Origin of the sequence: Cohnella hongkongensis (assembly GCF_042654645.1) — a bacterium.
Taxonomy (GTDB): domain Bacteria; phylum Bacillota; class Bacilli; order Paenibacillales; family Paenibacillaceae; genus Cohnella; species Cohnella hongkongensis.
The window spans coordinates 140853-162763 of record NZ_JBHSEP010000003.1 but is presented as its reverse complement, the minus strand read 5'-3'; the positions used below and the strand labels follow the sequence as shown (position 1 = coordinate 162763).

The following is a 21911-nucleotide window of genomic DNA, read 5'->3' as shown; positions in this document are numbered from 1 at the left end:
CCGGCGGCAACTAGAATTTGGTTTTAAGAGTTACAAGATTTCGATTCGGGAAGGGGGGATGCTTGTGCACCGGATTATGATCTGCGAGGACGATCCGAAGCTGGCGGCGCTGCTGCAAGCGAACATCGAGAAGTACGGCTACGAGACCGGAGTTGTCGAAGATTTCGCTCTTGTGACCGATTTTTTCCGCAAGTACGATCCTCATCTCGTTCTCATGGACGTCAATCTGCCGAAGTTCGACGGCTTCTACTGGTGCCGCCAGATCCGCGCCATCTCCACCTGTCAGATTCTGTTCATCTCGGCGCGCGCCGGAGAGATGGATCAAGTGATGGCGCTCGAATACGGAGCGGACGACTATATTACGAAGCCCTTCCACATGGAGGTCGTCATGGCCAAAATCCGCAGCCAGCTAAGACGAGCTTACGGGGAGTATGCCGAGCGGAGCGAGGAGAGAATCGTGAAGCTGGCCGGACTTCGACTGTTTCCGGAGAGGCTGGAGCTGTCGCTTCATGGCGCGGGCAGCGCGCTGACGAAGAAGGAGGCCGTCCTGCTGGAGACGCTGATGAAGCGGTCTCCGCGGATCGTCGGACGCGAGGCGCTGCTGGAGGAGCTGTGGGACGACCAGGCGTTCGTCGACGAAAACACTTTAAACGTGAACATCGCCCGCTTGCGCAAGAAGCTGCAGGAATTCGGCATTGAAGACAGTCTGGAAACGGTGCGCGGGGCGGGATACCGGCTTCTGCCGGTCTGGGAGGCGGGCGACGGGGAATGAGATTGTTTATCCGCGAGCATCTGCCGCTCATTCTGATGCAGATTGCCCAGCTTTTTCTCGTTCTGCTGATCTACTGGCTGGACGGCTATCGCCATTTTCTGACCGGATTGTATGCGGTATTTATCGGGCTTGTATTTCTTGCCGGGTATTTGATCTATCGCTATGTCTCGCACCGGTCGCTCTACCGCGCCTTAAGCGAGCCGACGGCTTCGCTGGACGATTCGATTCACGGGCTTGGAACCGCTCCGCTGGCCGAAGCGGCCGACGGCCTGCTGCAGGCGCAATACCGCCACTTTCAGCAGCAGATCAAGGCGGCCGAGAAGTCGCGCAAAGATCATCTGATCTTCATAAACCAATGGGTGCATCAGATGAAAACGCCGCTCTCGGTCATCCGGCTTACGATGGAGGAGGAGGACGATCCGCGCTCGGCCAGCGTGAGGGAAGAGGCGGACCGGATGGAGCGAGGGCTGGAGACGGTGCTTTACGCGGCCCGTCTGGAGACGTTCGAGCGAGACTTCCAGGTAGAGCCGGTCTCGCTCAGGTCGATCGCCGAAAATGCGATTCGCGAGAACAAACGGCTGTTCATCGGCAGCAGCGTGTATCCGGACCTGCAGGTCGACGCCCGCCTGCTCGTGGAGAGCGACGCCAAATGGCTCGGCTTTCTGGTCGGTCAGCTCGTGACGAACGCCGTCAAGTATTCGGCGGATTCCCGCGAGAAAGTCAGCTTTTCTTCTTTCGTTCGGGGCACCGAGGCGGTTCTGGAAATTCGCGACCGGGGGATCGGCATTCCTCCGGAAGATCGCAAGCGCGTGTTCCAGCCGTTCTTTACCGGCGACAACGGGCGCAAATACCGGGAATCGACCGGAATGGGCCTCTATTTCGCCCGCGAGATCGCCGATCGGCTCGGCCACCGGCTCGAGCTGGAGTCGGAGCTTGGCGTCGGCACCCGCGTCCGCGTCGTCTTCTCCTCTTACCTTACATCGATGTAAGGAAGCTGAAAGACAAATCGATAGGCCGTCATTCTCTCCGCAGCTACAATGAGATCATCAAGCCGGCTTCGGACGGCCGGATAGGGAGAGAAAAAGAAATGGAAATTCTGAGCGTACGTCAACTTACCAAAATCTACGGAGGGAAGGTGCCTTCGAAGGCGCTGACCGACATCAACCTGTCGGTCGAGCAAGGAGAATTCGTCGGCATTATGGGCCCGTCCGGCAGCGGCAAAACGACGCTGCTGAATCTGGTCGCCGCGATCGACTCCCCGACGACGGGGGAGGTGCTGATCGACGGCCGGAATCCGCATAAGCTGAAGAAGCGCGAGCTGGCCCGCTTCCGTCGCCGGGAGCTCGGCTTCGTGTTCCAGGATTTCAATCTGCTGAACACGCTGACGGTGGAGGAGAACATTGTGCTGCCGCTGACGCTGGAGGGGGAGCCGGTCAGAGCGATGGAAGGCAAGGTTCGGGAGATTGCGGGCAAGCTCGGGATCGAGTCGATTCTGAACAAGAGAACCTATGAAATCTCCGGCGGCCAAGCGCAGCGGACGGCGATCGCCCGGGCGATGATCCATCGGCCGAAGTTTCTGTTCGCGGACGAGCCTACGGGCAATCTGGATTCGAAGTCGGCCAAGGACGTCATGGAAATCCTCAGCGCGATCAACCGTTCCGAACGGACGGCGATGATGCTGGTTACCCACGACGCGGTCGCCGCCAGCTATTGCCATCGCGTCGTCTTCATCAAGGACGGACAGCTGTACAACGAGATCCACCGCGGGGAGAGCAGGCAGGCGTTCTTCCAGAAAATCATCGACATGCTGTCGCTGCTGGGAGGGAACGCGCATGACCTTTCGACGATTCGCGTATAACAACGTCATGCGCAATAAGCGCACGTACGCCGCTTATTTTTTGAGCAGCGCTTTTTCCGTTATGGCGTTTTTCGTCTATGCCGTGTTCGCGTTTCATCCCGACATGTCCGGAGAGAACGTCCACAGCAACGTGTCGGTCGCGATGCATTTTTCCGAAGGGCTTATTTACGTGTTTTCGTTTTTCTTCGTGCTCTATTCGATGAGCGCGTTTCTGAAGACGAGAAAAAAGGAATTCGGCTTGCTGGTCATGCTCGGCATGAGCGACTCCCAACTGAAGACGATGGTGTTTCTGGAAAATGTGCTGATCGGCTTCGGCGCGACGGCGGCGGGCATCGGCCTGGGACTTGTGATGGCCAAGGTGATGCTGCTGGCGGCGGAAAACATGCTCGGGCTGGACGAGACGCTGAAATTTTATTTGCCGTGGGAGGCGCTCGCCCTGACGCTGGCCGCTTTCCTCTTGCTGTTCGTCGTCATCTCCGCCTTCACGGTGGTCATTCTGCGCGGCCATCGCCTGATCGATCTGATTAAAGGGAGCGCGATGCCGAAGAAGGAGCCGAAAGCTTCCGTTCTGCTGTCGCTGCTGGCCGCGCTGCTGATCGGGGCGGGCTACGCGATCGCGCTTACGGTTAAAGGCTTGAGCGTCGTCGCGGCGATGATTCCGGTGACGCTGATCGTGATCGTAGGGACCTATTTCCTGTTTACGCAGCTAAGCGTATACGTCATCCATAAAGCTCGCCGCAAGCGTTCCTTCTTCTGGCGCGGGACGAACATGCTGTTTCTGTCTGACCTCGCCTATCGGATGAAGGACAATGCCCGGACTTTTTTCATGGTGGCGATCTTGTCGACGGTCGCGTTCTCGGCGATCGGCTCTCTGGTCGGTTTTCGGACGCTGATGACGAACGCGCTGATCGAAGAAAACCCGTTCGCCATCGAATACACTCCGGCATCGCCGCGCGGCGAGACTTCGTCCGACGCCGAAGGAACGCCGGTCGATGCCGATCAGGAAAAGACGGAGCTTGCGGCGATCGAACAGACGCTGCGAAACGAGAGCATCGAGTACCGCAAATTCCAGGTGTCGATGTCGTCGCAGATGAGATCGGATTCGGAGAAAAGCGTGGTCGTCGTGAAGGCTTCCGAATTCAACGCCGTGGCGGAGGCTGCCGGAGAGAAGCCGGTCGAGCTCCAATCGGACGAGTCGATGCTGATCTACTATGCGAACCCGTCGTTATCCGGCCATCCGGTGCCCTCAGCCGAGAAGGCCGTGCTTGAGGCGGGAGCGGTCGAGCTGAATCCGAGCGGAGTGCAATCGTCCGTTATGCTGCCGATCTTCGAGCCTTATTACGTCGTCTCCGACGAGAAGTACGAGCAGCTGGAGCACCCGTCCGTCCAACGCTTCTACGCGTTCGACGTCGACGAATGGAGGAAGACGAAAAAGGCCGGCGAAACGCTTGAGCAGCAGTTGAAGGAGAGCCGCAGCCAGTTCGTATCCGTCGCTTACGAGCTCTACTTGGTCAACCAGAGCTTCGGCATCATTTTGTTCATCGGTCTGTTTATCGGCGCCGTATTTTTCGTCGCGTCGGGAAGCTTCCTGTACTTCCGTCTGTACGCGGATTTGCCGGACGACCGGGCCAAGTTCAAGTCGATCGCGAAGCTCGGTCTGACCGAGCGGGAGCTGTCCGGCATCGTCACGAAGCAGCTGATGCTTCTGTTTTTCGTGCCGATTGTCGTCGCTCTCGTGCACGGCGCGGTGGCGCTCACCTCGATGCAGAACATGTTGGGCACCTCGCTGATGACGACGTCGCTGTCGGTGCTCGGGACGTTCCTGCTCATTCAGATCGCGTATTTTCTGCTGATTCGGGCGCGTTACGTGAAAGAGGTCAGGGTATAGATTTCGTGCAAGGAACGGGGGATGCAGGGGCGCGGGCGCCGTTCCGTCCGGTTGCGAAAGAAGGGAGGGGTGTTCTATACTAAACGAATATTCGACGAAGGGAGGTTGATGGGATTGACAATCAAAGATTGTCGGACTCGCCGGACTCATGCAAAGCCCGAACCGGAGGCGATACTTTGCATGAGGCGAATTTTGATTCATCCTATCGCCCCTTAAGCAAGACGTGCATCGTTTCCGTCATTCGGCTTTGCGCCTGTTTGTACCCAACAAATAAGGAGCTGAAGTCCAAATGAGGGACGCGTTTATTGTCAATTATCAACTGAATGCCATTAAGAAGCATGCGGAATCGGTGCTGAGCGCCGTTCGGAACGCTTCCGACCGCAAAGTCGTCGAATCGGTCAAAGCCGGAGCCGAAGCCGGCATCGCCGGAATGTTCCCGCATGCGACAAGCGAGCAGCTCGGACGGCTGGGGGAGATCGTCAACATTCAGACGCCGGACGACTACGCCCGTTACGTCCGTTCTCTGGAGCCTCATCTGGCCGAGTTCCCGACCATCGACAAGGCGCAGATCACGAAGCTGTTCCCCAAAAGCAAAAAGCTGAAGCTGCCCGATCTTGCCGCGATCGACTATCGTTACGTGACTTACTTGAACTGGGTTGACATCGCGACGAACAGGCTGTTTCTCGTCTATCCGCTGGACGGAAAATTCGTCGGCATTGAAGGCAAGTATACGCCCACGAACAAAAAGAACTACTGCTTTATTTGCCGCCGGTACGACGAGCTCGCGCTGTTCTCCGCCGTTACGAGAAAACGTCCGCCGAACAGCACGCCCGACTATTACAAGGCGGTAGGCAACTATCTGTGTCTGAACGGAAGCGAATGCAACCGGAACATTACCGATCCGTCGGCGCTGGAAAGCTTCATACGCTCGGTGCTGGATTAGGCCGCCGGGCTGCAGGCCAGCGGGCCGGAAGGGCGAATCAGAATAACGACCGAGAGAGAGCGTCTTAGGCGCTCTCTCTTCATGAGCAGGTTCGGATTAGGGACGCCTCCGAATCTCCATTTTAGCTCTCATATCTATTTTAGTTTACATAATAATTATTATGTGTATTTAGCTCGCGATCCGTTCGCGGGCGTCTTGGCGTTGCCTGGCATGAGCGTCTCGGCTCCTTCATATATTGACTATACGACTTCTTGTCCGAATGGAATGGAAAGGAGGTTTGCGCGATGGATCGGATCGCCATTACAGGCATCGGCACGGCCGTTCCGCCTTACCGGCTGGAGCAGGAGGACGCTTCGCGTCGGCTGCGGGAGGCGATGAGAGAGCGCCCTGCGGACGCCAGATGGGTGCAGCGGATTTTCGCCCATAGCGGAGTGGAGACGCGGTATACGTGCGAGCCCGAATTGCTGGAGGCTGCGGACGGATGCCGCTATGTCCCGGGAGCTCCCCCGCACCTGGTTCCGACCACGGAGGAGAGGCTGTCGATCTATCGGACCGCATCCGTCCCGCTCGCCGTGGAAGCCGCCCGCAAGGCGCTCGGCGACAGCGGGGTTCTCCCTTCCGAGATTACGCATCTGACGGCGGCAAGCTGCACGGGGATGTTTCTGCCCGGACTGGACGCGGAGCTGGCCGCGCGACTGGATATGCGCGCGGACGTGCAGCGCGTCCCGCTGACGTTTCTCGGCTGCGCGGCGGGACTGACAGCGCTGAGAAGGGCGGAGGAGATCGTTCGCCGCGATCCGCTGGCGCGCGTGCTTGTCGTCGCGGCGGAGCTGTGCACCCTTCATATTCAGCCGTCCTTCGAGCGGGATCAGCTGCTCACCGCCTCGCTGTTCGGCGACGGCGCTTCGGCCTGCGTGGTGGAGCGGGCAGAAGCCGGACGAGCGGGCCAGCTCGTCCTGCACCAAGCCGAAGCGGCCGCGATACCGGGCTCCGCAGACGACATGCAGTGGACGATCGGCAACTTCGGCTTTCGGCTGCGGCTTTCTCCGGAAATTCCGGAGCGGATCGGCCGCGAGGCTCCCGAAGCGGTTCGCGCTTTCTGGACGGACGAGCGAATGCCCGAGCGATGGGCGATTCACCCGGGCGGCCGAGGCATTATCGACGCCGTTGCGTCGGCCTTCCGTCTGACGGACGAGCAGACTGCGGACAGCCGGGCCATCCTCCGCGAGTACGGCAACCTGTCGTCGGCGGCCGTGCTGTTCGTGCTGAACCGAATGAGGGAGCGGCTACGGCAGTCGGGCGGGACGGAAGAGCAGGGCCTAGCCTTGGCGTTCGGTCCCGGAATGACGGTCGAGATGGTCCGCTTCTCGTATGTTCCATGAGCGGATCTCGGGGATTGAAGCGGCGTTCTGGCCAGCCCGAACGGATGGACGATTTCTCGACCGGGGGAGAGCCGCTGCGGGAAGCGCTCCGTCATCTGCGCAGGCTGAATCGGCTGTTCGGCGCTAGCGGTCCGATAATTTATGGCATTAATCAATTATGGAAACAGGCGGGGAGACCGGATACGCTGACGGTTCTCGACGTCGGCTGCGGCTGCGGCGATATTAATCTGCGGGTGCTGAAATGGGCCGAACGGCGGGGCGTTAAGCTGAACGTCGTTCTGACGGACGTGACGGAGGAAGCGGAGGCGGAGGCGGCGATGCTGTTTCGCAACGAGCGCAGAGCGACCTTCAGGAAGCTCGATCTGTTCGCGCTCGAAGACGGTCAAGCGGACATCGTGACAGCCTCGCAGCTCGCGCATCACTTCGCCGAGGAGCGGCTGCCGGACGTCGTCAAGCGAATGCTCTCGGCTTCGCGGCTGGGCGTCGTCCTGAGCGACATTCACCGGCACCGGCTGGCGTGGGCTGCCGTATGGCTGGCCGTCCGTCTTCTGTCGCGCAACCGGTATATCCGTCATGACGGCCCTCTGTCTGTGGCCAAAGGCTTCCGGGCGGGCGATTGGCGCAGGCTGGCCGAGCGGGTCGAGCCCGACAAGCTGGCTTACCGCTGGCGGCCGCTGTTCCGCTATGCGGTAATCGTGAGAAGACAGGAGGCCGAGGACGATGCGAACGGACTTTGACGTCGTCGTGGTCGGCGCTGGCATTGCCGGAAGCGCCGTCGCGCATGCGCTGGCCAGACGAGGACGGGAGGTTGCGCTGTTCGACAGAAGCAGGTTTCCTCGCCATAAGGCGTGCGGGGAGTTTCTGTCGCCGGAGGCGCTCGGGACGCTGCGGGCGCTGGGACTGGACAGGACGATCGCCGCCCTGCGGCCGGCGGAGATTACGACCGTCCGCCTGCATGCGGACAGCGGAGGCGTATCGCTGGAAATCCCGCTGCCCGGACCCGCGCTGGGACTGAGCCGACGAGCGCTGGACGCCGCCCTGCAGCAGGCTGCGCATAACGAAGGGGCGAGCGTCTATACAGGAACGACGGTCGCCGAGGTGGCGGAAGCCGAAGGCGGCCGTCTCGTCGCGCTCTCGGCCAAAGACGGCGGAGCAAGGCTGAGGGCGCGCGCCGTCATCGCCGCGTGGGGACGTCATCCGCTCACTTCGCCGAGCGCACCGGGGAGGACGGCGGACGCCGGCAAGGCGTATGTCGGCATGAAATCGCACTATGCGACGGTCGACTCCGACGCGGCGGTCGATCTTTATTTTTTCCGGGACGGTTATGTCGGACTGGCCCCGATCGAGGACGGACGTCTGAACGTCGCGGCGATCGTCACCCTGTCCGCCTGCCGCCGGTACGGACCTGCCGACGCGCTCGGGAGCATTCTGGATAGAGCCGCAGAGCGCATTCCGGCGCTGGGCCGCAGGCTGCAGAGGGCAGTTCCCGTGCCGGGGACGCAGGCGGCGGCGGCTCCTGTGCCGATCCGCTCCCGGCCGATCCCCTGGAACGGAATCCCCGGCGTTGGCGACGCGTTGGCGGCGATTCCGCCGTTCTGCGGGGACGGCATGTCGATGGCTCTGCGCTCCGCCGAGCTGTGCGCGCCGCTGGCCGACGCTTATCTGCGCGGCGATTGCACCTATAGACAATGGGAGAAGATCTACTCGCAGCACATTCGCCGGCAATTTGCCGGGGCGCTGAGATGGGGCGGCTGGCTGGAGCGTCTGCTGACCCGTCCGGCGCTTGCCGCCTGGCTGCTCAGAGCCGGAGCGCTTCTGCCCGGGGCGGCGGAGCAGCTCGTGCGGGCGACCAGATGGAGAAACTAGTCGGGAGAGGGTATCGATGAACAGACGAGTAGCGGTTACGGGGATGGGCTGCGTCACTCCGATCGGAGCGGATGTGCCGGAGACCTGGCGCAGCGCGGTGAGCGGCGTATCGGGCATTCGGCTGCTGTCCGGCGAACGGACGGCGGAGCTGCCGGTGAAGCTGGGTGCGGCGGCCGAACGCTTCGATCCGCTGCGGACGATGTCGGCCAAGGAAGCGAGAACGACCGATCGCTTCGCGCAGCTGGCGATCGCCGCGGCGGCGGAGGCGCTGCAGGACAGCGGATTGGCCGCCGGCGACAACGCGGATCCGCTGCGGACGGGAGTGTGGATCGGCAGCGGCGTCGGCGGCATTGCGACGTTCGAGACGGGAATGACGGAAGCGCTCCGGCACGGATTCGGGCGGGTTTCGCCGTTCGCGCTCCCGATGTTTCTGCCCAATCTCGCGGCCAGCCGGGTGGCGATCCGTTTCGGCGCGAAGGGGATCACCTCTTGCACGGCCGCAGCCTGCGCTTCGGGCTCGCAGTCGATCGGGGAGGCGCTTCGCGCAATTCGCAGAGGCGACGCGGACGCGATGATCGCCGGAGGCGCGGAAGCTCCCCTCTGCCGCATCGGACTCGCGTCGTTCGCCGCGATGCGGGCGCTGTCCCCCCAAAGCGATCCGTCGCTCGGCTGCCGCCCGTTCGACAAGCTCCGGGACGGATTTGTGATGGGAGAGGGCGCCGGCGTTCTGGTGCTCGAGGCTTGGGAGCACGCCAAGGCGAGAGGAGCGCGCATCTACGCCGAGCTGCTCGGCTACGGCTCCGGCGGCGAAGCTCACCACATCGCGGCGCCGCGCCCGGACGGAAGCGACTGGGCCAGAGCGATCCGCCTTGCGCTGGAGGACGCCGGCCTGACGCCGGAAAGCGTCGGCTACTTGAACGCTCACGGGACCAGCACGCCGCTGAACGACGCGGCGGAAACCCGCGCGATCAAAACGGCGTTCGGCTCCCGCGCCTACGAGCTTTCCGTGAGCTCGACCAAATCGATGACCGGGCATTTGCTCGGTGCCTCGGGGGCGGTAGAGGCGGTGCTGTCGGTGCTTGCGCTGCGAGACGGAGTGATCCCGCCGACCGTTCACTACTCGGAGCGGGACGAGGAGCTGGACCTGGATTACACGCCCAATAAGGCGAGACGCCGACGTCTGGAAGCGGTCATGTCGAACACGTTCGCCTTCGGCGGCCACAATGCCGTGCTGGTTTTCGGACGATGACGTTCCGCCGGCTTGCGGACTTCACCATTCGGCATCGCCGCCGTGTGATCGGCTTCTGGCTCGCGCTCGCGGCCTGTCTGGCCCCGTTCGCGGCGCAGCTGCCGCAGGTGCTCGGCGATCACGGTCTGGAGACGGACGGCCCGTACGCCGAGGTTCGGGGGCTGCTGTCGCGGGAGCTCGGAGTGCCGGAGGAGCCTGTCATCGTCCTGTTCCGCAACGCGGGCGGCTTGCCCGAGGACGATTTCCGGACGTCGATCGCCGGCATGCTGGACCGGATCGGCCGAATCGGCGGCGCCTTCGTCGCCGCATCTCCTCTGGAGCGGCCGGAGATGAGGAACGGCGAATACGCCTTCGCCGCAGTAGACCTTCTCCCCGGGCGAGCCGAGGACAAGCGGCTTGCGCTGGAACGAATACGCGAGCAAGCTTCCATAGGCGGTTCCGGCATAGAGGCGGCTTTGACGGGAAAGCCGGTCGTCCAGCAGGACGTCAACCGGTTAAGCCGGACGGATATGCGCGCGGCGGAAACGATCGGGCTGCCGGCGGCCTTCGCGCTGCTGGCCGCCGCTTTGGGAGGCCTGCTGCCCGCGATCGTGCCGATCGCGGCCGGCGGCATTACCGTAATCGTCTCCATGGGCATCCTGTACGGAATCGGCGCGTACGGCGGCCTTTCTCTGTCCGTATTCGTGCATAACGTCGTGCCGATGGCGGGGATGGCCGTATGCATCGACTTCGCGCTGCTGATGGCGGGCCGATTCCGCGAAGAGCGCAGGAGCAGCTGCGCCCGGGAGGCTCTCCGGAAGACGACCGCCACATCGGGGAGAGCGGTGGCCGTGTCCGCAGGCTGCGTCGTTCTGGCGCTGATCGGCGCGTTCTTCATTCGCATGCCCCTGTTCCATACGGTGGCCCTCGGCGCGCTCGTCGTCCTCGCGGTCTCGCTTCTCGTCAATCTGACTTTTGTTCCGGCGATGCTGTATGCGCTCCGGCGCCGCCTGCCCGCCCCGAAGGCAGCCCTTCGAGCGACGCGAAGGGACACCTTCGGCCAGGCGCTGTCGAACGCGGTCATGAAGCGTCCTCTGCTCGCGGCGTCGCTAGCCTCCGTCGCGCTGATCGTCTGCATGAGCCCGCTTCGCTCTCTGGAGGTGGGCGTGCCGGGCCCCGAATCGCTGCCGCAGAGCCGGGAATCGCGTCTGGCAGCCGAGACGCTGGCTCAGCATTTTAACCCCGGGCCGGCATCGCGCGTCTGGATCGCGGTAAGTCCGGAGAACCGTTCGGGTGCCGGGCGAATCGCTTACGATCTCGAACGGGATCCGCAGGTCATTCTCGCGGAGCCGTTGGAAAGCCGGCTCGGCGAGGAAGGACATCGCTGGTTCTCCGTGTGGCTGAGAGGGGAGGAAGCGTCGAAGGAAGCGATAAGCTGGGTGCGCGACCGGGAAAGGGAGTATAAGGGACTCGAGGTAAAAATCGGAGGCGAGCCGAAATATCATCAGGAGGTGAGAGACGAAGTGTTCGGCCGACTGAAGTTCGTGCTGCTCTTCGCCGTTCTCTCCAACCTGATCGTCCTGGCGGCGGCTTTCCGTTCCCTTCTCATTCCCGTCAAGGCGGTTGCGATGAATCTCGCTTCCATAGCGGCTTCTTACGGCTTGCTCGCCTGGCTGTTCCAGGAAGGGCGCTTCGGCCTGGAGGCGACCGACATCGCGATCATGGTTCCCGTGTTCATCTTCGGATTGACGTTCGGAATCAGTATGGATTACGGCGTATTCCTGCTGTCCCGGATGTATGAAAGCTACTTGAAGACGAGGGACAACGAACGGGCGATCCGCGAGGGCATGGCCGCTTCGCGCAGCCTGATCGCGCCGGCGGCGGCGATCATGATCGCCGTTACCGCACCGTTCGCGCTGGCCGGAGTGTCGGGCGTGAAGCAGCTCGGAATCGGCATCGCTGCTGCGATCTTCCTGGATGCGACGGTCGTGCGCATGGTGTTGGTGCCGGCCTGGATGAAAGGTTTCGGAAAATGGAATTGGTGGATGCCGTTTGCGAGAAACTAATCCAGGATGTCCAATCTCTAACGGTCAAAAGGAGCCTACCCGATGAATCAGCTTCCCCAATTTCCCCAGTCGTACTGGACGTCGTCGGTCCGTCTGCCGGAATATCCCCGATTGACGAAAGATACGGACGCCGACGTCGTCATCGTTGGCGCCGGAATAACCGGAATTACGGCCGGTTACCTGCTGTCCCGCGCCGGCAAGAGAACGGTCATTCTGGAAGCCGGACGCGTTCTACACGGAACGACGGGCCATACGACGGCCAAGATGACGGCTCAGCACGGCTTAATCTACGATGAGTTCATCCGCCACTTTGGCGAGGAAAAGGCTCGTCTGTACTATGAGGCCAATCGCGACGCGATCGATTTCATCCGTGAAACTGCGGCTCGGGAGAACATCGCATGCGATCTGTCGGATGAGGCTTCGTATGTCTATACGGAGTCGGATTCGTCGGTCGACAAGCTGGAGAACGAACGGCGCGCCTACGAGAAGCTCGGGATCGAAGGCGAGCCTACGGACCGCGTCTCGCTGCCGATAAGCGTCCGCGGAGCGTTGGTCATGCACGGCGCGGCAAGGTTTCATCCGGTCGCTTATTTAACGGCATTAATTCAAAAGGCGGCCGAGTCGGGAGCGCAAATCTACGAGCATACGACGGCGATGAAGATCGAGGAGGGGAATTCTCCTGTCGTCGTGACGGAAACGGGCGTGCGAATCCGCTGCGGCCATGTGATCTGCGCATCCCATTTTCCATTTCCCGACTGGAAAGGCTTTTATTTTGCCCGCATGCATTCGGAACGGTCGTACGTGCTGGGAGTCCGAATCGCGCAGAAATACGGCGGCGGGATGTACTTGAGCGCCGACAAGCCCAAGCGTTCGGTTCGGGTTGCGCAGGACGGAGAGGAGCCGCTCATCCTGATCGGAGGCGACGGGCATAAAACCGGACAGAGCGACTGCACGATCCGTCATTACGAAGCGCTGCGATCGTTCGCCGAATCGACGTTTAAGGTGAAGGAGATCGCTTATCGCTGGTCCGCCCAGGACCTGGTCACGCTGGATAAGATGCCGTACGCGGGGAAGATCGCGCCGGGCTCGGACCGCGTGCTCGTCGCCACGGGTTACCGCAAATGGGGCATGTCCAACGGAACGGCCGCCGCCCGCCTGCTGGCCCGTCTCGTTCTGGAGCAGGAGGACCGCTACAGGGAATTGTTCGATCCGAACCGGCTGCATGCGGATCCGGATATCAAGTCCTTCGTTGTCGACAATGCGGACGTCGCCAGGCAATGGATCGCCGGGAAGATGGATATCGTCTACCGCACGCCGGGCAGCCTGATTCCCGGCGAAGGCGCGACCGTCCGGATTAACGGCAAACGGGCGGGCGCCTACCGCGATGCCGAAGGGAACCTGCACCTCGTCGATACGACCTGCACGCATATGGGATGCGAGACGAATTGGAACGACGGGGATCGCACCTGGGATTGCCCGTGCCACGGCTCGAGATTCTCGTATACGGGCGAGGTGGTGGAAGGCCCGGCCAAGGAGCCGCTCGCCAGACTGGAGAACCCGGTCATTGAAACTGGCTCTCCGACTTGACGAACGGGGACTCTCCGCTCTGGACGCCGGTGTTCAGCAGCTTGACATGGACTTGAATCGAAGAATCGGCGTCTGCGAAGCGTTTGGGCCATCCCGGCTTCCACCGCTGCCACAGGTGGGGGCGGTAACGAGAAAGCTGCTCGCCGACGCCGATCACGTCGGCCTTCTCCTTCTGCAGCCGCTCTAATGCCTCTCCTAACCGGTCTTTCGAGAATTGCGCGACTTGCTCGTTAAACGCCGCGATTTCTTCACGGGTAACGGCTTTACGGCAGCCGAGCTCGCCGATCGAGCCTTCGAGCCGAACCTGAATTCCGATCGTAAGAGCGTCTCCGCGGACGACGGGACGGATTTTCGTCCCGACCTTCAAAATTTCGAAGGAGTCCGAGAGCGAGTTTTTCCCGCCGCCGCCTTCGCAGGGCAGATCCACGACCCCGCCCGCAAATACGTTCATCAGTATCAGCGTATAAGGCGTCAAAGGAGGAGGGATGTAGCCTGACATCATGCCTCCCGAGAAGTCGACAATGGCAAGCCCGTGCGCAGTGGACAGCCTGTGATGATCCTTCTGCAGCCGGAAATACGGAACGATCGCCATGGGGACCTCGCTCTTGGAGCGAATGTCCAGGTCGGTCAGGGTAACCGGAATCGATTTGCCCGAATACGAGGACGATTTGTGTTCGATTTCCTTCAACTGCTGGCCCAGCGTCGATTCGATAAACGGCGGAATGAGCAAATAACGGCCCGCGCTTCCTTCGGTAATAATGACCGAGACGTCCCCGCGCGGCTCGTGATCCCGCGTAAAGAAATCGAGCAGCTGGCCGATATGTCTCGTCTTGGCGATTTGGTCGCTGATAAGCAGAGCTCTCATATGGCTCAGCTGAAGCTTTCTGCCCAGATCGTTCGTTGCGTCCCGGACGGCGCCCAGCAAGGAGCGGTTTTCCGTCATAATGGCGATATAGGAGTTTTGGCTGCTGGGCGTCGGCGATTCCTTCATCGCGCCGCCGGGCTTGTAGACTTGCGTGGTGAGGCGGTAGCCGCCCAGGCCGGGAGCCGCATCGATCGCCGCAGCCTGCACGAATCCGCGGTCGGTCAGCTCCATATTGCTCCAGCATCCGGTCAGAACGAGCGCGGCGGCTCCAACGGTCAGCATCGAAACGAGCGGTTTCATGCACGGCAAGCTCCTTCGCTTCAGGATTGGTTTTGTCCGCTTCGGCGCAGCTGCCGGTTGCGCGGCGATCGCAGGAACGCCTTCAGCGGAACCCGAATGAACAGATCCCGGAAATTTCTCGGCTTGAGCGGGGCCAGCGTGGACAAGTACGGCTGACCCAGCGTATGCAGCCGGGTCATATGGAGAAGCGTGAGCAAAGCGACGATCATGATGCCGAAGCCCCCCAGCAGACCGGCGGCGATGATCAGCGGAAACCGGATGATTCGAAGAGCGACGCCCATTTCGTAATGCGGAATGGCGAACGAGGCGATTCCGGTCAGCGCGACAACGATGACCATGATCGGAGAAGCGATCTGGGCCGTAATCGCCGCCTGGCCGATAACGAGCGCTCCGACAATGCTGACGGCGGATCCGACCGGACGCGGCAGGCGAATGCCCGCTTCCCGCAGCAGCTCGAACAAGATCTCCATCACCAGCGCTTCCAGGAAAGCCGGGAACGGGATGCCCTCCCGAGTGTCCAGAATGGCCAGAAGAAGAACGGTCGGGATCAGCTCGGGATGGAAGGTCGACAACGCCACATACATGCTCGGCAGCGTCAGCGCGATGAAGAAAGCCAGCAGACGAAGCAGACGAATGAGCGATGAAATAACGGTACGCCCGTAATAGTCTTCGCTGGTGCCGAAGAAATCGACGAACACTGACGGACAGATGAGAATGTTCGGCGAGTGGCTGACCATGACGAGAATTTTGCCTTCAAGCAGCGCCGCAGCCGCCGTATCGGTACGTTCCGTATACCGGTATTGGGGAAAGGGCGAGTAGGTGGAGTCTTCGATCCAGTCCTCGACATAGGAGGTTTCCGGAACTTCGTACCGCTCGATTCCCTGAAGTCGCTGCAGAAACTCGTCCAGTACGTCCGGGTTGACCGCCTGCTCCAAATATGCGTATGCGATCGTCGTCCGCAGCTCGCTCCCGGCCGTCACGTAACGCACTTTAAGACGCGGAGACTTGACCCGCTGCCGAATCATGCCGAGGTTGGCCTTCAGACTCTCGATCGTCCCTTCGCGAGGGCCCTGCACGCTCGGTTCTCTGACCGACTCCGTCACCTGTCGCTGCGGCACCTGGATGGCGTTGTAGCCGAGCGCCCGGTCCCATTCGTCGAAGAAGAGAACGATGTAGCCGTTCAGCACTTTGTCGATCGCTTCGTTCGTCCCGCTCAGCAGAGCGTAGGGCGTCGCGGATACTCCGCCCCGCTCGAAGAAGCTTCGAACGTGTCCGGGCGTGACGTTCTCCGCAGGACCCAGCTCATGAGCGATCAGGCTCTGCAGCGTCGACTTCATCGCATGGTTGGAGGCGTCGTCGACCAGGGCGTGGCTGTATACGGAAAAAGCGCGATAGCGCAGGTCGGGCCCGTAATGCCAGCAATCGACGATGATGTCGTCGCTGCCGCCGATCGCTTCCTTCATTCGTTCCAGGTTGTCGGCTAATGAAGGAGAAATCGTATCGTTGCCTGGTTTGGCGTTCATCTTCGCGCACCTCCGCCTTTTGCGGGTCGCCGCATCATCGTTCTGAGCAGGGTCACGAATGTCAGCAGGACGACGTAGCTGCCGCCGACCGCGATGACCGTAAAGGGCCAGATTCCGTACACCTGATCGACGAACGAGGCCGGATTTTCGAACATCGTAATCGACAGCATCAAGCACACGAGCCCGGTCGGAAAAATCAATATCCGGTCGTCGTCCAAACGAAGCCACTCCGCGAGCACCCGATTGAAAATAAACAAGAAGATGGAAGCTTTCATATACGAGCCGAGAATCAGGGCAATCCCAATGACGGCCTCGATTCTTTGAATAATTTCGGCGATTTCGATCTCTCCGGCCAACCGGAACAGCGAATACTTCATCGTCCCCGCCACCGGACCGAACGCCATGAGCGTGCTCAGCGTCGACAGCATGAGCAGCGTCCCGCTGACGGCAAATCCCAGCAGCAGTTTGCGGCCGAGCTCCTTGCGCCGGGCGCTGGCGAAAGGAAGAAGCATGGAGAAAAAGAACACTTCGCCGAAAGGAAACCCGGCCACGATGAACGTCCCGTGCAAGATCGGACTCCATCCGTGCGGAAGCAGGGGAAGCAGAAATTCCGGCCGATAGTCCGGGATGGCCAGCACGATGACGGCGACCGCGCAGACAATCATGACCGTGATCAGCAGAAGGAACATTCTCGCCATCACCTTGATGCCCGAACGCGCGGTCAGCGCCGCCGTATACAGGCTGAGCGAGTTGAACACGTAACCTGGCGTTTCCTTCATCATCACCGTCGTAAAAAAGTCGCCGATCCCCGCAGTGATGGCGGAGACCGCAAACAGACACATGGCAATCAAAAGGACGGCCGCGACGGACGTGAGGAAGCCGCCGATCAGTTCCCGGCTGTATGCGATCAAGCTTCTGCCCGGATGCTTGCCGTGCAAATAAAGAATGCAGGCGAGTATGAGGAGTCCGAACCCGAACGCCGGAATCATCGAGAGCCAGGCGCCGTTCTTGGCCTTCTCGCTAATCGGGTTGGGAATGTAGACGATCGCCGAGCCGGCGGAAAAGGCGACCAGCATGCAGGCCAGCTGAAACGAATTAACGGAGGCGGACTCCGCTTTCATGGGACGGTCAGCAGCCGAATCAGCTGCTCCGTCGGCCATCCGTATACGGCCTGGAGCAAGTCGGTCAGATTCGGCCACGGCAATTCCCCTATGAAGATAACCATCAGATAGAGCGCGGCGATCAGGAAAGCCGCATACGGCAACGCTTCTTTTCGTTTCAGCTTGCTCAGACGGCTGGCGTCGCCCATCAGAACGACGAAAAAGAACAGCAGACTGAGCGCGGTTTTCTCCAGCATGGCAGGCCCGTCCTCTAAATTTGTAAATGTGGTCGGTTAAAGCCGGATTAGTATTTGTTGGAAAAGAGAAAAGTATACGCCGCTCAAGCGAAAGCGGCGAAGAAGCGGGACGCGATGTGGCCGACGGATTGAACCACGCCCGGCTTCATTCGGACCAGGATGCCGCCGCTCAAGCCGGTAACGGCGACGGCGATTGTACTCAGCGCGCTGCATATCTGGAACGATTTTTCGCTGCCGGAGACATCCTTTGTTTTTTTCAGAAAATCGTTCATCGCATCGTTCATATCCCCTGTTAAACGATATAAATAAGGATATCGAATCAGAATATTATCCATCACAAACCGAATTCCGTCGATTGGATCTCCGTCGCTTTCGGCGTACATTGGAGAGGTACAGAAGCGAGAAGGAGTGATAGCGAATGGCGGTTACGATTAAGGAGCAGCTGGTGGACATTCCGACCTACGGCATCGGAGAGCCGGATCGGAATCCGATGTTTCTGGAGAAAAGGGTGTACCAGGGAAGCTCGGGCAAAGTGTACCCGTATCCGGTCGTCGACAAGATTCTGGACGACAAGCGCCCGCAGCCGTATCGGATTGTCGTGCTGGAGAACGAGTACGTGCGCATTGAAGTGATGCCGGAGCTTGGCGGACGCATCTATCGGGCGCTCGACAAGACGAACGATTACGATTTCGTCTACTACAACCGGGTGATCAAGCCGGCGCTGGTCGGCCTGGCCGGGCCCTGGATTTCCGGGGGCATCGAATTCAACTGGCCTCAGCATCATCGGCCGAACACCTACGGACCGGTGGAATATCGGCTGGCTGAGAACGGCGACGGCAGCGCGACGGTGTGGGTGAGCGAAATCGACCGCATGTACGGCACGAAGGTGACGACCGGCTTTACGCTGCACCCGGGCAAAGCGTATCTGGAAATATCGGCGCAGCTTTACAACCGTACGGCGATGCCGCAGACGTTCCTCTGGTGGGCCAATCCGGCCGTCGCCGTCAACGATTATACGCAATCGGTATTTCCCCCGGACGTTACCGCCGTATTCGATCACGGCAAGCGCGACGTATCCCGGTTCCCGATCGCGACGGGCACGTATTATAAGCAGGACTACTCGGCGGGCGTCGACATTTCACGCTACCGCAACATCCCGGTGCCGACTTCGTACATGGCGTACAAGTCGGACTACAACTTCGTCGGCGGTTACGATCACGGCGTTCAGGCCGGACTGCTGCATGTGGCGAATCATCACGTCTCTCCCGGGAAGAAGCAGTGGACGTGGGGCAACGGCGAGTTCGGCCAGGCGTGGGACCGCAATCTGACCGACGAGGACGGGCCTTACATCGAGCTGATGACCGGCGTCTACACGGACAACCAGCCGGACTTCACCTGGCTTGCCCCGTATGAAGAGAAATCGTTCAAGCAGTACTTCATGCCTTACAAGGATATCGGCGTCGTGAAGAACGCCTCGATCGACGCGGCGGTCAACCTGGAGGTGGACGAAGGCACGCGTCAGGCGACCGTTATGGCTTATGCGACAAGCGTGTTCGCGGGAGCCGTCGTCGAGCTGCGCGGGCGCAAGCGGACCTACATTCTCGAGACTGTCGAACTGTCGCCGACGTCGACGTTCAAGTCCATCGTCCCGCTGGACGAAGAGGATCGCGCGTACGATCTGACCGTATTCGTCCGCGACCGCGAAGGCCGCACGCTCATCTCGTACCGACCGGCGAAGCCGTCCATCGAGCAGGTGCCGGAAGCCGCGAAGCCGCTGCCGGAGCCGACCGAGCTGCGGACGAACGAACAGCTCTATTTGGCCGGCTTGCATCTGGAGCAGTACCGCCACGCGACGTTCGAGCCGGAAGCCTATTACCTCGAAGGATTGAAGCGCGATCCGTCGGACATCCGGATTAATGTCGCCTACGGCACGCTGCTGCTGCGAAGAGGTCTGTTCGCCGATGCGGAGCAATGCTTCCGTACGGCAGTCAAGTCGCTGACGTGGCGCAACCCGAACCCTTACGACAGCGAAGCGCTTTATCAGCTCGGTCTGGCGCTGAAGCTGCAGGATCGCATGGAGGAAGCGTTCGCGGCGTTCTACAAGGCGACCTGGTCGTCGGCCTGGCAGGACGCGGGCTTCTTCTCTCTGGCGCTCATCGCCGCCGGACAGGGGAACTATACAGAAGCGCTCGGGTTGGTCGATCGCGGGCTCGTTCGCAATTCGCACAACTACAAAGCCCGCCATCTGCGCGCCGCGCTGCTGCGCAAGCTGGGGAGAGCGTCGGAAGCGATCGCCTACGCCGAAGAGACGATCGGGCTCGATGCGCTGGACTTCGGATCGGCATGGGAGCGCGGACTGGCGCTGGCGAGTCTTGCGGAGAGCCAAAGGGCGGAGGCGGCCGAAGCGGAGCTTGCCCGGTTAATGAGGAACGATGCGCACAACTATATGAATCTGGCGGCGGATTATGCGGAAGCAGGCCTGTACGAAGAAGCGGCCGGCGTGCTGAACCGGCTGCTCCGTCTGAGCGGTTCGGAAGCGGATGCGTATCCGACGGTGCATTACGCGCTCGCCTATCTGTACGAGCGCTCGGGAAATCCGGAGCAGGCGGCAGTTCACCGCGCCGCAGGACGCGCGTCGAAGCCCGACTATTGCTTCCCGAACACGCTGTTCGAGCTGCTGGCGCTGGAAAGCGCGGTTCGCGCGGATGAGACCGACGGTTTCGCCCATTATTATCTCGGCAACTGGCTGTACGACAAGCGCCGTCATCGCGAGGCGATCGCCCGCTGGGAAGCGGCCCGTTCGTCCTGCGGAGGCTTCGCCACCGTGCATCGGAATCTGGCGCTTGCTTACTACAACAAGCTGGAAGACGCCGAAGCGGCGCTGCGCTCGCTGGAGACAGCGTTCGACTGCGGACCGGACGACGCTCGCGTTCTGTACGAGCTCGATCAGCTGTACAAGAAGCTCGGACGCTCCGCCGAGCAGCGCCTCGCGAAGCTGGAATCGCATCCCGAACTGGTCGATAAGCGGGACGACTTGTATCTCGAACGCGTAGCGCTGCTGAATGCGCTAGGTCGGCACGTAGAAGCCGCCGCAGCGCTCGCCGATCGCAAGTTCCATCCGTGGGAAGGCGGAGAAGGGAAGACGACGGGACAGCATGTGTTCTCCCGCGTCGAGTGGGCGAAGAAGGAGATGGAAGAGGGACGCTTCGAGAAGGCGGCGGCGCTGCTGCGGGAGGCGCTCGTCTATCCGGAGAACCTGGGCGAAGGCAAGCTTGCCGGCGCGCAGGAGAACAATATCTACTATTACTTGGGCTGCGCCTATCTGGGGCTGAACGACGCCGAAGAGGCCCGGAAGCACTTCGCCATCGCATCGCAAGGACTGGAGGAGCCGGCGAGCGCGATGTATTACAACGATCAGCCGCCCGATATGATTTTCTATCAAGGCATGGCTTGGCAGAAGCTCGGGAACGAAGCGGAAGCGCGCCGGCGCTTTAACAAGCTGATCGAGTACGGGGAGAAGCATCTGTTCGACGACGTGAAATTCGATTATTTCGCCGTGTCGCTTCCGGACTTCCTCGTGTTCGAGGACGACTTGAACAAGCGCAACGAAATTCACTGCCGCTACATGATGGGGCTCGGTTGGATCGGACTTGGCCGCTACGAGAGGGCGAAGGAGGAGCTGGACGCCGTGCTGGCGCTGGATCCGAACCATTCGGGCGCGGCGGCGCATCGCAGGCTCTGCGAGTAACGGCCGCGAAGCCAGTCTCGCTGCCCAGGGCTAGAGAATGCGGAACGGAGAATAAGCGACCGGGGACAGAAAACGGCATCGGGCCGTCTCTGTCCTCGGTCGTTGTTTTATCGGCGGGCTCCAGCGGAATCTGCCCGAACTGGCGTGGCCCGGTTCCGTACGAAGTGGTCGGTCGCTGCTGGACGGAGCGTCCGTATACGGTAACTCGTCCAACATTATTAATCACATTAAATTTATTTTCAAAAAGGGTACCGATGGGGATTAAAAATGAAATAAGATGACATAAATAATATTATGTAAACTAAAAGCGGAACGGTCTCCCCAAATCGCCGTTGGTTGAGGAATACGGAAACAAATCTGCCAAAGGAGAACGGGCGCTCAACACAGGATTGCGGATGAACATAAAAAAGGTTGGGTCAGAATCATCTCTGCCCAACCTGTCTTTCTATGATAATAAGCTGCTTAATGGTCTACGAGGAGAGCTAACGCCTCAATTAAATAAAGCACAAAAAAACGTTTCGATTGACA

At 60.7% G+C, this 21911-nt stretch carries 17 protein-coding genes; 12 read left to right on the top strand and 5 right to left on the bottom strand.

The annotated features are described in order from the left end of the window. The first annotated feature begins 64 nt into the window (after positions 1–64). From ACFO3S_RS06230 to ACFO3S_RS06180, 11 genes are all read left to right on the top strand, one after another. Positions 65–772 carry a response regulator transcription factor gene (locus ACFO3S_RS06230; RefSeq protein ID WP_378093445.1) on the top strand — a complete coding sequence of 236 codons (708 nt, stop codon included), beginning with the start codon at positions 65–67 and terminating at the stop codon, positions 770–772. Beyond that, entirely contained in the window at positions 769–1761 is a 993-nt protein-coding gene (locus ACFO3S_RS06225) for a sensor histidine kinase (protein WP_378093443.1), read from the top strand. Before ACFO3S_RS06230 ends, ACFO3S_RS06225 begins: the two co-directional genes overlap by 4 nt. Positions 1762–1865: 104 nt before the next feature. Next, on the top strand, positions 1866–2630 hold the full coding sequence (locus ACFO3S_RS06220; RefSeq protein ID WP_378093908.1) for an ABC transporter ATP-binding protein: 765 nt from the start codon (positions 1866–1868) through the stop codon (positions 2628–2630). Further along, positions 2605–4518, top strand: a complete 1914-nt coding sequence (locus tag ACFO3S_RS06215) for an FtsX-like permease family protein (protein ID WP_378093441.1) — start codon at positions 2605–2607, stop codon at positions 4516–4518. Before ACFO3S_RS06220 ends, ACFO3S_RS06215 begins: the two co-directional genes overlap by 26 nt. Positions 4519–4807: 289 nt before the next feature. Continuing rightward, complete coding sequence (locus ACFO3S_RS06210; RefSeq protein WP_378093439.1) at positions 4808–5461, top strand: FusB/FusC family EF-G-binding protein; 654 nt, start codon at positions 4808–4810, stop codon at positions 5459–5461. Positions 5462–5745: 284 nt separating this feature from the next. Further along, entirely contained in the window at positions 5746–6843 is a 1098-nt protein-coding gene (locus ACFO3S_RS06205; protein WP_378093438.1) for a type III polyketide synthase, read from the top strand. After that, positions 6840–7580, top strand: a complete 741-nt coding sequence (locus ACFO3S_RS06200) for a methyltransferase domain-containing protein (protein WP_378093436.1) — start codon at positions 6840–6842, stop codon at positions 7578–7580. The genes ACFO3S_RS06205 and ACFO3S_RS06200 overlap by 4 nt, the downstream gene beginning before the upstream one ends. Continuing rightward, the gene (locus ACFO3S_RS06195; protein WP_378093434.1) at positions 7564–8709 is read left to right on the top strand and encodes an NAD(P)/FAD-dependent oxidoreductase; all 1146 of its coding nucleotides are present in this window, start codon (positions 7564–7566) and stop codon (positions 8707–8709) included. Before ACFO3S_RS06200 ends, ACFO3S_RS06195 begins: the two co-directional genes overlap by 17 nt. Positions 8710–8725: 16 nt before the next feature. Beyond that, positions 8726–9958, top strand: a complete 1233-nt coding sequence (gene fabF / locus ACFO3S_RS06190) for a beta-ketoacyl-ACP synthase II (RefSeq protein ID WP_378093432.1) — start codon at positions 8726–8728, stop codon at positions 9956–9958. Next, positions 9955–12003: an MMPL family transporter gene (locus tag ACFO3S_RS06185; RefSeq protein WP_378093430.1), complete on the top strand. Its 2049-nt coding sequence runs from the start codon at positions 9955–9957 to the stop codon at positions 12001–12003. The genes fabF and ACFO3S_RS06185 overlap by 4 nt, the downstream gene beginning before the upstream one ends. A 42-nt stretch (positions 12004–12045) precedes the next feature. Next, complete coding sequence (locus tag ACFO3S_RS06180) at positions 12046–13590, top strand: FAD-dependent oxidoreductase (RefSeq protein ID WP_378093428.1); 1545 nt, start codon at positions 12046–12048, stop codon at positions 13588–13590. Here ACFO3S_RS06180 and ACFO3S_RS06175 read toward each other — a convergent pair. The 5 genes from ACFO3S_RS06175 to ACFO3S_RS06155 all read right to left on the bottom strand — a co-directional run bounded on the left by ACFO3S_RS06175 (position 13565) and on the right by ACFO3S_RS06155 (position 17919). Beyond that, on the bottom strand, positions 13565–14755 hold the full coding sequence (locus tag ACFO3S_RS06175; RefSeq protein WP_378093426.1) for a Ger(x)C family spore germination protein: 1191 nt from the start codon (positions 14753–14755) through the stop codon (positions 13565–13567). The two genes, ACFO3S_RS06180 and ACFO3S_RS06175, sit on opposite strands and share 26 nt — an antisense overlap. Positions 14756–14775: 20 nt before the next feature. Further along, entirely contained in the window at positions 14776–16278 is a 1503-nt protein-coding gene (locus ACFO3S_RS06170; RefSeq protein WP_378093424.1) for a spore germination protein, read from the bottom strand. After that, the gene (locus ACFO3S_RS06165; protein WP_378093422.1) at positions 16275–17399 is read right to left on the bottom strand and encodes a GerAB/ArcD/ProY family transporter; all 1125 of its coding nucleotides are present in this window, start codon (positions 17397–17399) and stop codon (positions 16275–16277) included. Before ACFO3S_RS06165 ends, ACFO3S_RS06170 begins: the two co-directional genes overlap by 4 nt. Further along, entirely contained in the window at positions 17396–17635 is a 240-nt protein-coding gene (locus tag ACFO3S_RS06160) for a hypothetical protein (RefSeq protein WP_378093420.1), read from the bottom strand. Before ACFO3S_RS06160 ends, ACFO3S_RS06165 begins: the two co-directional genes overlap by 4 nt. 83 nt (positions 17636–17718) lie before the next feature. Further along, complete coding sequence (locus tag ACFO3S_RS06155) at positions 17719–17919, bottom strand: hypothetical protein (RefSeq protein WP_378093418.1); 201 nt, start codon at positions 17917–17919, stop codon at positions 17719–17721. A gap of 134 nt (positions 17920–18053) precedes the next feature. Here ACFO3S_RS06155 and ACFO3S_RS06150 point away from each other — a divergent pair, with 134 nt between their 5' ends. Next, positions 18054–21383, top strand: coding sequence for a DUF5107 domain-containing protein (locus ACFO3S_RS06150; RefSeq protein ID WP_378093416.1), 3330 nt, complete (start codon positions 18054–18056; stop codon positions 21381–21383). Positions 21384–21911: the final 528 nt, after the last annotated feature.